This window comes from Actinokineospora sp. NPDC004072 (genome assembly GCF_053604195.1).
Map to the genome: position 1 here is coordinate 40,425 of NZ_JBSGHB010000010.1, position 14,515 is coordinate 54,939.

At 74.9% G+C, this 14,515-nt stretch carries 15 protein-coding genes; 12 read left to right on the forward strand and 3 right to left on the reverse strand.

What is annotated here, in order from left to right; genetic code table 11:
- Window positions 1–35: 35 nt before the first annotated feature.
- Window positions 36–857: a biotin--[acetyl-CoA-carboxylase] ligase gene (locus ACWEPX_RS16910; protein ID WP_451898325.1), complete on the reverse strand. Its 822-nt coding sequence runs from the start codon at window positions 855–857 to the stop codon at window positions 36–38.
- A 201-nt stretch (window positions 858–1,058) separates the two neighbouring features.
- Between ACWEPX_RS16910 and ACWEPX_RS16915 the strand changes: the two genes are divergently transcribed.
- The 6 genes from ACWEPX_RS16915 to ACWEPX_RS16940 all read left to right on the forward strand — a co-directional run bounded on the left by ACWEPX_RS16915 (window position 1,059) and on the right by ACWEPX_RS16940 (window position 6,675).
- Entirely contained in the window at window positions 1,059–2,696 is a 1,638-nt protein-coding gene (locus ACWEPX_RS16915; protein WP_451898101.1) for an acyl-CoA carboxylase subunit beta, read from the forward strand.
- A complete protein-coding gene (locus ACWEPX_RS16920) occupies window positions 2,693–2,908 on the forward strand; it encodes an acyl-CoA carboxylase subunit epsilon (RefSeq protein WP_451898102.1) in 216 nt (71 codons plus the stop codon). Before ACWEPX_RS16915 ends, ACWEPX_RS16920 begins: the two co-directional genes overlap by 4 nt.
- 43 nt (window positions 2,909–2,951) lie before the next feature.
- Window positions 2,952–4,505 (forward strand): DHA2 family efflux MFS transporter permease subunit, encoded by a 1,554-nt coding sequence (locus ACWEPX_RS16925; RefSeq protein WP_451898103.1) that lies wholly within the window; start codon window positions 2,952–2,954, stop codon window positions 4,503–4,505.
- An 11-nt stretch (window positions 4,506–4,516) separates the two neighbouring features.
- The gene (locus ACWEPX_RS16930; RefSeq protein WP_451898104.1) at window positions 4,517–5,134 is read left to right on the forward strand and encodes a Maf family protein; all 618 of its coding nucleotides are present in this window, start codon (window positions 4,517–4,519) and stop codon (window positions 5,132–5,134) included.
- A gap of 70 nt (window positions 5,135–5,204) precedes the next feature.
- Window positions 5,205–5,288, forward strand: coding sequence for a putative leader peptide (locus ACWEPX_RS16935; protein WP_451898326.1), 84 nt, complete (start codon window positions 5,205–5,207; stop codon window positions 5,286–5,288).
- 46 nt (window positions 5,289–5,334) lie between these two features.
- Entirely contained in the window at window positions 5,335–6,675 is a 1,341-nt protein-coding gene (locus ACWEPX_RS16940) for a dicarboxylate/amino acid:cation symporter (RefSeq protein ID WP_451898105.1), read from the forward strand.
- Window positions 6,676–6,730: 55 nt separating this feature from the next.
- Here the strand turns inward: ACWEPX_RS16940 and ACWEPX_RS16945 are convergent, their stop codons facing one another.
- Window positions 6,731–7,408, reverse strand: a complete 678-nt coding sequence (locus ACWEPX_RS16945) for a hypothetical protein (protein ID WP_451898106.1) — start codon at window positions 7,406–7,408, stop codon at window positions 6,731–6,733.
- A 132-nt stretch (window positions 7,409–7,540) separates the two neighbouring features.
- On the opposite strand from ACWEPX_RS16945, the gene ACWEPX_RS16950 reads away from it, so the two are divergent.
- From ACWEPX_RS16950 to ACWEPX_RS16975, 6 genes are all read left to right on the forward strand, one after another.
- Window positions 7,541–9,301 (forward strand): acetyl/propionyl/methylcrotonyl-CoA carboxylase subunit alpha, encoded by a 1,761-nt coding sequence (locus ACWEPX_RS16950; RefSeq protein ID WP_451898107.1) that lies wholly within the window; start codon window positions 7,541–7,543, stop codon window positions 9,299–9,301.
- 37 nt (window positions 9,302–9,338) lie between these two features.
- Window positions 9,339–9,740: a DUF1707 SHOCT-like domain-containing protein gene (locus tag ACWEPX_RS16955; RefSeq protein ID WP_451898108.1), complete on the forward strand. Its 402-nt coding sequence runs from the start codon at window positions 9,339–9,341 to the stop codon at window positions 9,738–9,740.
- A gap of 39 nt (window positions 9,741–9,779) precedes the next feature.
- Window positions 9,780–10,292: a GNAT family N-acetyltransferase gene (locus ACWEPX_RS16960; protein WP_451898109.1), complete on the forward strand. Its 513-nt coding sequence runs from the start codon at window positions 9,780–9,782 to the stop codon at window positions 10,290–10,292.
- Window positions 10,293–10,422: 130 nt separating this feature from the next.
- A complete protein-coding gene (locus ACWEPX_RS16965; protein WP_451898110.1) occupies window positions 10,423–10,761 on the forward strand; it encodes a transcriptional regulator in 339 nt (112 codons plus the stop codon).
- Window positions 10,758–11,993: a PPE domain-containing protein gene (locus ACWEPX_RS16970; protein WP_451898111.1), complete on the forward strand. Its 1,236-nt coding sequence runs from the start codon at window positions 10,758–10,760 to the stop codon at window positions 11,991–11,993. Before ACWEPX_RS16965 ends, ACWEPX_RS16970 begins: the two co-directional genes overlap by 4 nt.
- Before the next feature lie 9 nt (window positions 11,994–12,002).
- Window positions 12,003–12,755 carry an ESX secretion-associated protein EspG gene (locus ACWEPX_RS16975; protein WP_451898112.1) on the forward strand — a complete coding sequence of 251 codons (753 nt, stop codon included), beginning with the start codon at window positions 12,003–12,005 and terminating at the stop codon, window positions 12,753–12,755.
- On the opposite strand, the gene ACWEPX_RS16980 is transcribed toward ACWEPX_RS16975, so the two are convergent.
- Entirely contained in the window at window positions 12,730–14,382 is a 1,653-nt protein-coding gene (locus ACWEPX_RS16980; protein ID WP_451898113.1) for a serine/threonine-protein kinase, read from the reverse strand. The genes ACWEPX_RS16975 and ACWEPX_RS16980 overlap by 26 nt on opposite strands.
- Window positions 14,383–14,515 lie beyond the last annotated feature (133 nt).

Genomic DNA, 14,515 nt, shown 5'->3' on the forward strand with positions numbered 1-14,515 from the left:
GTCCCTCCGTTCACGCCTTGACGGAGGTAACCGTACTAGGCCAGGGCGCGCAGGTGGACGACGTCGCCCGCGGAGATCGTCCGCGCCGTGCCGTCCACGTCGACCACGAGCTGCCCGTCCCCGTCGACCTCGACGGCCAGGCCCTGGCGGGCGGAGTTCTCCGGCAGCTCGACCCGGACCCGCTGGCCCAGGGTGGCGCAGTTGGCGCGGTACTCGGCGAGCAGCCCGGAGGTGGCCAGGTCCCCGCCAGCGCCGCGCCAGGAGCGCTCGACCTCGGCGAAGCAGCGCAGCAGCGCGACGGCGACCTCGGCCCGGTCGGCGGTGGCGCCCTCCTGCTGGAAGGAGGTGGCGGGCAGGCCGCCCGGCCCGGCGGGCACGTCGCGGGGCAGCCGCCCGACGTTGACCCCGATCCCGACCACGACCGCGGGCGGCTCCCCGACGGCGACCTCGGCGAGGATGCCAGCCGCCTTGGCCATCGATGCCCCGATGAGCAGGTCGTTGGGCCACTTGAGCGCGGCCATCACCCCCATGTGCCGCGCGGTGCGGATCAGCGCGACCCCGGCGACCAGCGACAGCGCGCCGAAGCGGGCCGCGGGCACGCCGTCGGGGCGCAGCAGGACCGAGACGTAGAGGCCCGACTCCGGCGGCGAGACCCACTCCCGCCCCCGCCGCCCGCGCCCGTCGGTCTGCTCCTCGGCGATGAGCACCGTCCGGTCGTCGGCCTCGGCGGCCCTGGCCATCAGGTCGGCGTTGGTGGAGCCGGTCGTGGGCACGACGTCGAGGGCCGCGTAGGGCCCGTCGGGGTCGACCAGGGCGGCGCGCAGGGCGTCGGCGTCGAGAGCGGCCATGCCGCCCAGCGTAGAGCTCCCGGTGCCCGGCGGCCGGTCGGAGCGGTGAGCGGTCCGCCGGGCGCGCCCACCTTCCAACCTCCACCGCGCTGGAGGTCAAGCGCGGTTGTCAGCGGAATCGAGGAAGTGCGCGGCGGGGGTGCGCACCACCCGGTGATGTGAGCTACGCCTAAGGGCCGAAACGGTTTGGCGTCGCTAGGGTGTCCTCCCATGAGCAGCGCGACCGAGCCGATCGGACAGGTGCGGGACGAGGAGCCGGATCCGCACACCACGGCGGGCAAGCTGGCGGACCTCTACCGCCGCTACGAGGAGGCCGTGCACGCGGGCTCCGCGCGTGCGGTGGAGAAGCAGCACGCCAAGGGCAAGATGACCGCCCGCGAGCGGATCGACATGCTGCTCGACCCCGGGTCGTTCGTCGAGCTCGACGAGCTGGCCCGGCACCGCTCGACCAACTTCGGCCTGGAGAAGAACCGCCCCTACGGCGACGGCGTGGTCACCGGCTACGGCACCGTCGACGGGCGGCCGGTGTGCGTGTTCAGCCAGGACGTCACCGTCTTCGGCGGGTCGCTCGGCCAGGTGTACGGCGAGAAGATCGTCAAGGTGATGGACCTGGCCATCAAGACCGGTCGTCCGATCATCGGCATCAACGAGGGCGGCGGGGCGCGCATCCAGGAGGGCGTGGTCTCCCTCGGCCTCTACGGCGAGATCTTCGCCCGCAACGTCCGCGCCTCCGGCGTCATCCCGCAGATCTCGCTGATCATGGGGGCCAACGCGGGCGGGCACGTCTACTCGCCCGCGCTCACCGACTTCATCGTGATGGTCGACAAGACCTCGCAGATGTTCATCACCGGCCCCGACGTGGTCAAGACCGTCACGGGCGAGGAGGTGACGCTGGAGGAGCTGGGCGGCGCCCGCACGCACAACACCAAGTCCGGCGTCGCGCACTACATGGGCGCCGACGAGGAGGACGCGATCTCCTACGTCAAGGAGCTGCTGAGCTTCCTGCCCTCCAACAACCTCTCCGACGCCCCCGTCTTCCCCGGCTTCGCCGAGGACGGCTCGGTCGCCGAGAACGTGCAGGCCAGCGACCTCGAACTGGACGCGCTGATCCCGGACTCGGCCAACCAGCCCTACGACATGCACGAGGTCATCACCCGCGTGGTGGACGAGGGCGAGTTCCTGGAAGTGCACCCGATGTTCGCCCCGAACATCATCGTCGGCTTCGGCCGGGTCGAGGGCCGCAGCGTGGGCGTGGTGGCCAACCAGCCGACCCAGTTCGCGGGCTGCCTGGACATCGACGCATCGGAGAAGGCCGCGCGGTTCGTGCGGACCTGCGACGCCTTCAACATCCCGGTGCTGACCTTCGTGGACGTGCCCGGCTTCCTGCCCGGCACCGACCAGGAGTTCGGCGGCATCATCCGCCGCGGCGCCAAGCTGATCTACGCCTACGCCGAGGCCACCGTCCCGCTGGTCACCGTCATCACCCGCAAGGCGTACGGCGGCGCGTACGACGTCATGGGGTCCAAGCACCTCGGTGCGGACGTGAACCTGGCCTGGCCGACCGCCCAGATCGCGGTCATGGGCGCCTCCGGGGCGTCCAACATCCTGCACCGGCGCACGCTCCAGGCTGCGCTGGAGGCCGGGGAGGACGTCGACGCGCTGCGGGCCAAGCTGGACCGCGAGTACGAGGAGGCGCTGCTCAACCCGTACGTCGCCGCCGAGCGCGGCTACGTCGACTCGGTGATCCCGCCCTCGCACACCCGCGGCTACGTCGCCCGGGCGCTGCGCATGCTCAGCGACAAGCGGGAGAGCCTGCCGCCCAAGAAGCACGGGAACATCCCGCTGTGAGCGCCGCGGAGGAGCCCGCGTTCCGGGTCGAGCGCGGCAACCCGACCGACGAGGAGCTGGCCGCCCTGACCGCCGTGCTGCTGCTGGCGGCGGCTGGCGGCGACGAGGGGGAGCGGCCGCCCGCGTCGCCGTGGGCCGCGCGCGTCCCCCAGATCCGCAGGCCGCTGGACCACGGCCCGGGGGCTTGGCGGGCATCGGGCCTGCCGCACTGACCCGTACGCTCCCTGCCGGAGGACTCGGGAGGGGCGCGAGGGCATGAGGGAACGGCCGTGGGTGGGGCTGGCCGCGCTGTGCGCCTGCTTCTTCCTGGTGATGTTGGACTCGACCATCGTCACGGTGGCCGTCCCGGCGATCCTCACCGGGCTGGACGCGACGCTCAACCAGGTCATCTGGGTCAACAGCGTCTACCTGCTGGCCAACACCGTCCCGCTGCTGGTCACCGGCCGCCTCGGCGACCGGTACGGGCCCAAGCGGGTGCTGCTGGTCGGGCTCGGCCTGTTCCTGGCCGCGTCGCTGTGGTGCGGGCTGGCGACCTCGGCGGGCTCGCTGATCGCCGCCCGCGCGGCGCAGGGGCTCGGCGCGGCGCTGATGACCCCGCAGACGCTGGCGTTCATCTCCCGGCTGTTCCCGCCCGAGCGCCGGGCGGCCCCGATCGCCGTCTGGGGCGCGGTGTCGGGGGTGGCCACGATCGCCGGGCCGGTCGCGGGCGGGCTGCTCGTGCAGCACGTCGGCTGGCAGGCCATCTTCCTGCTCAACCTGCCCATCGGCGTCGCCGGTCTGCTCGTCGGGGCGCTCATGCTGCCCGACTGGCGCCCGCAGGGGCGGGTCCGCTTCGACACCACCGGCGCCCTGCTGGCCTCGGCCGGGCTGGGCGCGCTCGTCTTCGGCCTGCAGAACGGCCAGCACTACCAGTGGGCGGCGGGCATCGTCGGGATCATCGGCGCGGGGCTGCTGCTGCTCGGCGGCTTCCTCATCCACCAGCGCCGCACGCCGTCGCCGCTGCTGCCGGTCGCGCTGTTCGCCAACCCGGTCTTCGGCGCGGCCAACCTGACCCACGCCGCCCTCGGCTTCGCCACCACCGGGCTGTTCCTGCCGCTGGTGATCTACGTGCAGACCGTCCTGGGGATGGACCCGCTGGCCGCGAGCCTGCTCTGCGCGCCGATGGCGGTGGGGGCCGGGATCGCCGCGATCGCCGCGGGCAGGCTGGTCGGCCGGGTGGGGGCGCGGCCGCTGGTGACCGGCGGGCTGGGCGCGCTGGCCGCGGGCGTGGTCGTGCTGGCCGTCCAGGCCGAGCCGGACACCGACCCGCTGGCGCTCATCCCCGGCCTGGTCGTCGCCGGGGTGGGCATCGGCCTGGTCTTCTCCCCGCTGACCGCCGCGGCCACCCTGGGCGTCGCGCCCGACCTGGCCGGGGCCGCGTCCGGGGTGTTCAACACCTCCCGCCAGGTCGGCGGCGTGCTGGGCTCGGCGTCCACCGGGGTGCTGCTCCAGCTGGGCCTGAGCTTCTCGGTGCCCGCGGCGGCCCGGGAGTACGCAGGCCTGCTCCCGCCGCGCTACGCCGACGAGTTCGTCGAGCGGATCAGCGCCGCGGCCAACACCGCCAGCCAGTTCGGCGGCGAGGGCCCGGCCGTGCCCGCCGACTGGTCGCCGTCGATCGCCGAGCGGGTGCGCGAGCTGGCCACCGCCGCCTTCGACCTCGGCTTCACCAACGCGGCCAAGGCGACCCTGGTGCTGCCGGTCATCGTGCTGGTGCTGGGCATGTTCGCCGCGACCGGCCTGCGCACGCCCGCGCTGGCCCGGCGCAACTAGGCTGGTCCGCCGTGCAGCTCGTACTCGCCTCCCAGTCCCCCGCCCGGCTCAACGTCCTGCGCGCTGCGGGCGCCGATCCCCTCGTGCGCGTGTCCGGCGTGGACGAGGACGCCATCATCGCCCGCCTGGGCGAGGCCGAGCCCGACGCCGTGGTCACCGCCCTGGCCGAGGCCAAGGCCCGGGAGGTCGCGGGCGAGTTCGCCGACGCGCTGGTCATCGGCTGCGACTCCATGCTGGACTTCGACGGCGAGCTGGTGGGCAAGCCCGCGACCGCGGAGGTCGCCCGCGAGCGCTGGTCGCGGATGGCGGGCGGCACCGGCGAGCTGCTGACCGGCCACGCCCTCCTGCGGGTGCGGGAGGGGGCGGTGGTCGCGGCCGCCACCGGGGCCGAGCGCACGCTCATCCGCTTCGGCCGGCCCACGCAGGCCGAGGTCGACGCCTACATCGCCACCGGCGAGCCGCTGAAGGTCGCGGGCGCGTTCACCCTCGACGCGCTCGGCGGCTGGTTCGTCGACGGCATCGACGGCGACCCGTCCAGCGTGATCGGCATCAGCCTGCCGCTGGTCCGCCGCCTGCTGGCCGACCTGGGCAGCTCCGTCACCGCGCTGTGGGCGGCCCGGCCGCGCTGACCGGCGGCGTGGCGGCGGTCACCCGTTCGGCGGGGAAGGAAAACCGGGCGCCACTGGTTTGATGCAGGTGATGAGGTCCATTCGTGTCACCGCGCTGACGGAGCGCCTGCACGTCGACTTGCGGCGGCAGGCCAGCTCGTTGTGTCCGCGCTGAAGCCCTGCCCCACCACCGCATCGGCCTCCCTCCTCTGGAGCAGCACATGTCCTCTGCCGCCCCGCCGCGATCCGGCAACCGGCGCACCCTGTACTTCGGCCTGGCCGTCCTGGCCGGTCTGGTCATCGGCGCCGTGCTCGGCGTCATCGCCAAGGCGACCGAAGCCGAGTGGCTGGCCACCACGCTCGACACCATCGGCTCGGTCTTCACCTCCCTGCTGCAGTTCACGGTGATCCCGCTGGTCTTCACCGCCATCGTGGTCGGCTTCACCAGCCTGCGCGGCCTCGGCGGGGCCCGCACCGCCACCCGCCTCGGCGGCAAGACGCTGATGTGGTTCGGCATCACCTCGCTCATCGCGGTGCTGCTGGGCATCGCCATCGGCCTGATCTCCGGCGCGGGCAGCGGCGTGACCGTCACCCCGAGCGCCGAGGCCGTGGAGAAGCTGGCCGCCCGCGACCAGGGCGACTGGCTGACCGTCCTCAACGGACTGGTGCCGAGCAACCTGTTCTCCGCGTTCGCCGACGGCGAGGTGCTCCAGGTCGTCTTCGTCGCCGTGCTGGTCGGCGTTGCGACCTTCGCGCTGGGCGACAAGGCGGCGCCGTTCGTCTCGGTCAACCGCGCGGTGTTCGACATCATCCAGAAGCTGCTCGGCTGGATCATCCGGCTGGCCCCGATCGGCGTGCTCGGCCTGATCGGCAACGCCTTCGCCACCTACGGCAACGAGTTCGTCAAGCCGCTGCTGTCGCTGATCGCGGTCATCTACATCGGCTGCGCGCTGATCCTGTTCGTGGTCTACCCCCTGCTGCTGAAGTTCGTCGGCCGGGTGAGCCCGCTGACCTTCTACGCCAAGGCGTGGACGGCGCTGCAGTTCGCGTTCGTGTCCCGCTCCTCGGGCGCGACGCTGCCGCTGAGCCGCCAGACCGCCGTCGACCTCGGCGTGCAGCCCGGCTACGCGGGCTTCGCCGTCCCGCTGGGCACCACGACCAAGATGGACGGTTGCGCCGCGCTCTACCCGGCCATCGCGACGATCTTCATCGCGAACATCTTCGGCTACCAGCTCAGCGTCTGGCAGTACGTCGGGATCGTGGCCGTCGCGGTGTTCGGCGCCTTCGCCACGGCGGGCACCACCGGCTGGTTCACCATGCTGACGCTGACCCTGAGCACCATCGGCCTGCCGCCGGAGCTGATCGCGACCGGCGTGGCGATCGTCTTCGGCATCGACCCGATCCTGGACATGATCCGCACCGCGACCAACGTGGCCGGGCAGATCACCGTCCCGGTCCTGGTGGCCAGGGGCGAGGGGCTGCTCGACGACGAGGTGCTGCACCGGCCCAGCGAGCCGCCGCTGCTGGACGGGCCGCGGGAGCGCACCCCGGTCCCGGCCTGACCCGCTCGACCCCTCGGCCGCCCCACCCGCCCCGGGTGGGGCGGCCGAGGCCGTCTCAGCCGCAGGGCAGCAGCCGGGCCGCGGGCTCGGAGACCGCCGGGTAGCCGGGCAGGTCCTGGACGGAGGGGTAGGTCCCCGTGCACCCGACCGCGGCCCCGGCCAGGGTGAACACCTGCGCGTACACCTCGTCGCACGCCTCGGTGGCGCACTGCGCGGCCACGACCTCCGGCCCGGAGTCGGCCAGGATGTCGTTGAGCGCGAGGTAGCCCGCGGTCGACAGGTAGGGCCGCTCCAGCGGGCTCCACTTCCCCGAGCGGCCCACCACGACCTTCCCGGTCAGCCCGCGCTCCCCGCTCGCGCGCACCAGGCATGCCGAGATCGACGCCGGGTAGCACTGCAGCGCGCCCGCGGGCAGCAGCTCGCCGATCTCGCTGATCTCCACCACCCGGCTCGTCCCCGGCCCGCCGATGCGCAGCCTGCCGGTCTCCGCGCCGGAGTCGGCGACGAGCTCGACCCGGGTGTCGCCGAGGGTGGCCGCGCCCAGCACCCGGCACGGCTCGCGCAGGCAGCCGCCGTCCGCGCCCGCGCCGGTGGTCGTCGTGGGCGGCGGGGTGGGGGGCTGCGCCGCGGGCCGCTCGGTCCTGGTCAGCGCCGCGCCCGTCACCGCGGCGGCGAAGACCAGCGCGCCGAGCGCCGCCGTCGCCAGCACGGCCCGGGGGGTGCGCCTCGCCACAGCCGCTCACCTCCTGCGCACTGCTCCGTACGAGGGACAGTACTTGCCCCGATGTGGGGTTGCTCTCGGTTCCGGGATGGCTACCGGCCCGTAAACTGCCCCACAGCCCGCGCGACATCAAGGAGGAACGGCGTGTCCAAGGCCCTGACCAAGGTCCTCATCGCGAACCGGGGCGAGATCGCCGTCCGGATCATCCGGGCCTGCCGGGACGCCGGGCTGACCAGCGTGGCGGTCTACGCCGACCCCGACCGCGACGCGGTGTTCACGCGGCTGGCCGACGAGGCGTTCGCCCTCGGCGGCGCCACCCCGGGCGAGAGCTACCTGGCCATCGACAAGGTGCTCGACGCCGCCAAGCGCGCCGGGGCCGACGCCGTGCACCCCGGCTACGGCTTCCTCTCCGAGAACGCCGACTTCGCCCAGGCCGTGATCGACGCCGGGCTGGTCTGGGTCGGCCCGGACCCGCAGGCCATCCGCGACCTCGGCGACAAGGTGACCGCGCGGCACATCGCCATGCGCGCGGGCGCGCCGCTGGTGCCTGGCACCAAGGAGCCCGTCGCCGGGGCCGACGAGATCGTCGCCTTCGCCGCCGAGCACGGGCTGCCGGTGGCGATCAAGGCCGCGTTCGGCGGTGGCGGGCGCGGCCTGAAGGTGGCGCGCACGCTGGAGGAGATCCCCGAGCTGTTCGACTCCGCGGTGCGCGAGGCGGTCACCGCCTTCGGCCGCGGCGAGTGCTTCGTCGAGCGCTACCTGGACAAGCCGCGCCACGTCGAGGCCCAGGTGCTGGCCGACAAGCACGGCAACGTCATCGTCGTGGGCACCCGCGACTGCTCGCTGCAGCGGCGGCACCAGAAGCTGGTCGAGGAGGCCCCGGCCCCGTTCCTGACCGACGAGCAGCGCGCCGCGATCCACGCCTCGGCCAAGGCCATCTGCAAGGAGGCCGGGTACTCCGGCGCGGGCACCGTGGAGTACCTGGTCGGCCTCGACGGGACGATCTCGTTCCTGGAGGTCAACACCCGGCTGCAGGTCGAGCACCCGGTCTCGGAGGAGACCACCGGCATCGACCTGGTCCGCGAGCAGTTCCGCATCGCCGCGGGCGAGCCGCTGCGCTTCACCGAGGACCCGACCCCGCGCGGGCACTCCATCGAGTTCCGCATCAACGGCGAGGACGCCGGGCGCGGCTTCCTGCCCGCCCCCGGCACGGTGACCAAGTGGATCGCCCCGGAGGGCCCGGGTGTGCGGGTGGACTCCGGGGTGGAGTCCGGCACCGTCATCGGCGGGCAGTTCGACTCGCTGCTGGCCAAGCTGATCGTCACCGGGGCCGACCGCACCGAGGCCCTGGCCAGGGCCCGCCGCGCGCTGGACGAGCTGGTGGTCGAGGGCATGGCCACGGTGACCCCGTTCCACCGCGCGATCGTGCGCGACCCGGCCTTCGCCGAGGACTTCACCGTCCACACCCGGTGGATCGAGACCGAGTGGGAGAACACCGTCGAGCCGTTCAGCGGCGGGGCGGAGGCCGCCGAGGCCGAGCCGCGGCAGAGCGTCGTCGTGGAGGTCGGCGGCCGCAGGCTGGAGGTCAGCCTGCCGGGCACGCTGGCCCTGGGCTCCGGCGGCGGCGGCGCGGCGGCCAAGGCCAAGCCCCGCAGGCGGGCGGGCGGCAAGGGCGCCGTCGCGGTCTCCGGCGACGCGGTGGCCGCCCCCATGCAGGGCACGATCGTCAAGGTCGCGGTGGCCGACGGCGCGCAGGTGGCCCAGGGCGACCTGATCGTCGTGCTGGAGGCGATGAAGATGGAGAACCCGGTCACCGCGCACAAGGCGGGCACGGTGGCGGGCTTGGCGGTGGCCGCTGGCGAATCGGTCACGACCGGAACCGTTATCTGCGAGATCAAGGACTGAGAGGGTTCTCAGCCCGCGGTTACGTACGATCGGGTACGTGACCCCCACCCCGTGGCAGGACCTGCGCGTCGGCGACGCCGAGCGGGAGTCGGCGCTGACCTCCCTGGGGGACCACATGGCCGCGGGCAGGCTCTCGGTCGACGAGTACGGCGAGCGCTCGGCGCACGTGGCCACCGCCAAGACCCGCGGCGACCTCGCCGCGCTCTTCGCCGACCTACCCGAGCCGCGGCCGCGCTTCGGCCCGCTGGCCGCGCCTGCGCCGGTCCCGGCGCAGCCCGCCCCGCCGCCCGTGCGGCGGCTGCCGGACGTGGTGTGGCCGCTCGCCGGGGTGGCGATCCTGCTGGTCGGGGTGTTCGTCTTCCGGTTCTTCCCGCCGTTCCTGGTGATCCCGCTGGTGATCATCGCCGTGGCGCACCGGCGGCGGCAGCGCTGGCACTGACCCGCGGGGGCTGTCGGCGTCCGCGGGTAGGTTGACCTCGTGGAACCGGTGGAGATCAACGCGGGGAAGTACTACCTGCGCGCCCTGCGGGCCGACGACCGCATCGACGACCGCCCGGCCGTGCTGGCGGGCTTCAGCGACCCGGTCAGCAGGCGCTGGCTGTCCCACGTCGCCGTCCACGACCTGGCCTCCGCGGGGGCCTACATCGAGCAGCGGGCCCGGGACTGGGCGGCGGGCACCCGCTTCTCCTGGGCCGTCGCCGACCAGCTGACCGGCGCGCTGCTCGGCGAGGTGCTGCTCAAGGAGGTCGACCTGGCGGCGGGGGTGGCCGAGGCGGGCTGCTGGACGCACCCGGCCGCGCGCGGGCAGGGGCTGGCGACCGAGGCGCTGGGCGCGGTGATCCGCTTCGGCTTCGGCGCGCTGGGCCTGACCAAGATTCTCTACCGGCACGAGACGGCCAACGCCGCCTCCGCGAGGGTGGCGGCCAAGCTCGGGTTCACCGAGGTCGACGCGGTGGACGGGACCACGACGCTGGCGCTGGGTAACGGCTGAGCCACGGCCGCGATCTCCAGGGAGCCGGGACGCGCCGGTGAGCGTCAGGAAAAGAGTAGGCCAACGGTCGAATCCGAGGGTGGCCACTCGATAGAGTGGGCGCACCACGGATGGTGACGGGGGAGGCGGCATGGCGGAGCAGCACCTGCTGACGGTCGAGCCGGGCGCGGTGCCCGAGCTGCGCCGCGCGTTCCTATCCGCGCTGACCGCCGTCGACCGGCAGATCGAGCTGGTGGCGGCCGAGATCCGGACCACGCCCTGGGCGGGCGACCCGGTGAGCGCGGACGCGGCGCGCGCGGTCAACGCGCTGTCGGTCGAGGTGGACGGCGCCGCGCTGGAGGCCCTGCTGGCCTACCGCGAGCAGCTCGACGCGGCGGTCGAGAACCTCGACAAGACCGCGGAGCAGTACCAGGGCCTGGAGGACGACAACCAGGCCACCGTGTCCCACACGACCGAGGGTGGCGCATGAGCGAATCGCCGGGACAGTCCAAGGACGCGGCCCGCTGGCGCGGCTTCACGCACGAGGAGCTGTACCGGATGCTGCACGACGGCCCCGGTCCGGCGGCGTCGGCCGGGCCGTCGCGGCGCTGGGCCGAGCTGGCCTCCGCGCTCGACGAGGTCGGCCACCAGCTGCAGACCGCGCTGGGCGCGGCGGGCACCGGCTGGGTCGGTCGGGCCGCCGGGGCGGCCTACGACCGGCTCGCCCCGATGGCCGGGTGGGCGAAGACCACCTCCGAGGGCGCGGCCGCGATGCGCGTCGCCGTGGAGACCCAGGGCGACCTGATCGCCAAGGCCCGCGCCGACATGCCGGTGCCGTCGGAAACCCCCGCGACGGAGCCCGACCCCGCCGTCCCGCCCGCGGTGCAGGTCGTGACCACCCAGGACGACGCCGAGCCGGTGGAGGCCGCGCGGGCCGCGGGCGAGCAGCGCGCCGTGGAGGTCATGGCGGCCTACGAGGCGGGCACCAAGCAGAACCTCGCCCCGCTGGAGCCCTTCGCCGCGCCCGCCGGGGTGCGCCGCGGCGGCGGCGGCCACCGCGGCAAGGGCCGGGGCGTCAAGCTGGGCACGCACGCCTCGTTCGCCGTCGGCGGGATCGGCGGCGGCGGGCACGGCGGCGGCCCCGACCACCACCGGCCCCAGCCCGGCCCGCCGCACCGCGAGTTCGGCGGCCCGTTCACCCACAGCTCCGGCGCGTCGCCGACGGCGCTGCCGCCGCGCCCGCTCGCGCCGCCCGCGGCCGCGGCGAGCGCGCCCCCGGCCCCCGCGGCCCCGCCGCTGGCCGCCGCCCCGATCGCCTTCGGCGCGGGCCGCGGCGAGGACCGGCAGCGGGAGCGGCGGGCGCCCGCGGTCGGCGCGACCGCGATCGGCGCGCCCGAGCCGACCCCGCACACCGGGTCCGCCCCGCACGCCTCGGCGACCTCGTCGGCCGTGCCGCCCGCCCCGCTGTCCCCGCACGCAGGCGCCGCGGGCGCTCCTGCGGGCGGGGCCGCCGCGCCGGTCGGCTCGTCGGACAAGGTCGCCATGCGCCGCTTCGGCCCGGAGGCCATCGGGTCCAGCCAGTGGTTCGCCGACGGCGAGGTCGCCCCGGTCCGCGCGGTCAGCGGGCGCAGGCGCGACCTCGGCGCGACGGAGGGCGTGACCGAGGACGTCAGCGTCGACGGCGAGCAGCACCAGCTCCCGCCGCCGGTGATCGGGGGCTAGCGGCAGCCGGTGGAGCTTACGGCGGTCGAGTTCGACGTGCTCGGCGAGCACCTGGGCGTCGAGGAGTTCCCGGTCGTGCTGCGGGTGCCGTCGCCCGGGCGGACCGAGGCCGAGCGCGCCCGGCTGGTCGCCGCGGCGTGGTCCGGGCTCGCCGCCCGCGGCCTGGCCGAGTACCCGCACGTGGACCCGGACCTGGCGGCGATGCTGGCCGTGCTGGTCCGTCCCGAGTCCGCTGTGGACGTGCGGGTGTGGGGCGCGGGCGCGGTGCGGGCGCTGGCGGCCGCCGCCGACGGCCGGGCCGTGCTGGCCGCCCTGTCCGGCGACGTGCTGCGGCTGGACTGGGTGGACGACGGCCTGCCCAGGCACGCGCTGTCGGTGCTCTCCCCGCTGCCCGCGGGCCCCGGCCGCTCGGTCACCCTGCCCACGGCCGACCTGGCCGCCGCGGCCTCGGCCCCCGACCTGGCCGCCGCCCTGCGCGGGCGCGGCGTGCGCGCCGACGACGCGGCCCAGCTGGCCGAGATGATCACCCCGCTGACCGCGCGCGGCCAGTTCGGCGCCGCCCACCGCGACCGCTACGGCAAGCGCCACCGCGTGCCGCGCACGCTGAGCTTCTTCGACACCGCCGCGGGCCGCTACCTCCAGCTGCGCACGCCCAACCCGGACGGGGAGAACTGGACGACGATCAGCCCGGCCGACCCCCGCGCGCTGCGCCACCACCTGGGCGAGCTGGTCGCGGCTACCCCACCCGGAATCCGGCGCTGACCTCGGCGAACAGCGTCGACCGCGCGGAGTCCTCCTGCTCGATCGGCACCGTCAGCGAGACCACCCACAGGTCGGCCCCGACCGGCTGGACGTCGGCGAAGGTCACCCGGGTCAGGTCGGGGGCCGGGCCGCCGGGGGACTTCGGGAAGGACTCGACGGTGCGGAAGGTCAGCCTGCGGCCTGCGCCGCCGAGCGGGGTCTCGCCCACCAGCCGGTAGGCCGGGACGCGCGCGGCGAGATAGCCCAGGTAGTCCTCGATCTGGTGCTTCGGGACGAATTCCGGGAACCGCTCGACGACCACCTCGGCCGTGCCGGTCGGCGCGACCCAGTGCACGCGGGTGCTGTTCGGCAGGGTCTCGTGGGTGCGCTGCTCGACGAAGCGCACCCAGTCCCGCGGCACCGGCACGGCGAAGGCCCCGCCCTGCTCGCCCGCCAGCGTCGAGGCGTCGGCGGTGCGCTCGACCAGCTCGGTGCGCGGGGCCTCCGGGGCGGGCGTGGTCGTCGTCGCCGCCCTGGGCAGCACCGGCTCCCCGCCTGCGACCCTGGCCAGCGCGAACCCGCCCGCGGCCCCGCCTGCGAACAGCAGCGCGGCGACCAGGGTGAGCACCGCGGCGGCCAGCGCGCCGCGGGTGCGCACGGCCGGGGCGAACGGCAGCGGGCCGGGGGCCGGGGCCAGCGGCGCGCTGGTCTCCCCGGGCGGCTGCGGGGCCTGCTCGGGCTCGGGCGCAGGCCGGGTGACGACCGTGGTGGCCTCCTCGGGGGAGGTCTTGAGGTCGGCGAAGACCGACGGGCCGGGGCCCGGGTGCAGGGGGTGCAGCAGCTCGCGCACCTCCTGCAGCGGCATCCGGGCGGCGGGGTCCTTGACCATCAGCCCGGTGATCACCGGCAGCAGCGGCCCGTCGTAGTCGGGGACCGGCACGTCGTCGTCCACGACCCGGTGCAGGGTCTCCATCACGGGGGCGTCGGGGTCGTAGGGGGCGCGGCCGGTGACGGCGGCGAAGAGGGTCGCGCCCAGGCCCCACAGGTCCGCGGCCGGGGTGGCCTTGTCGCCGGAGACGACCTCGGGGGCGATGTAGGCGGGGGAGCCGAGCATGATCCCGCTGCGGGTGAGGGTCCGCTCCGAGACGTTGCGGGCGATGCCGAAGTCGGTGAGCTTGACCGTGCCGTCCGCGCCGACCAGCACGTTGCCGGGCTTGACGTCGCGGTGGGTGATCCCCGCGGCGTGGGCGGCCAGCAGCCCGGCGGCCACGGCCGAGCCGATCACCGCGGCCTGCACGTCGGTGCACGGCCCGTTGAGCCGCAGCAGCTGCGCCAGGCTCAGCGCCTGCACGTACTCCATGACGACGAAGGGCTCGTCCCCCTCGGTCACGACGTCGTGCAGCGTGACGACGTTCGGGTGCGCCAGCGCCGCGATGGCCCGCGCCTCGCGCAGCGTGCGCTCCCGCAGCTCGGCGGCCTCGGCGTCGGGCACCCCCGGCTGCCGCCGCACCTCCTTGACCGCGACCGGGCGCCGCAGGTGCTCGTCGTAGGCCGACCACACCACGCCCATCGCGCCCTGCCCGACCATCCCGCGCACGCGGTACCGCCCGGCGATGAGGCGCTGCTCGGAGGTCGACACGGCGGCCATTGTCCCTGATGGAACCGCCTCCCCGGGCCCTGCCCGACCGATCCGCGCCGATGCGGGCTGCGGGGGCCGTGGCAGCCGCCACACGGGGCTGCATCGTTAATCGTCATTAGCGTCACAGCCCGGATGCCGGTGG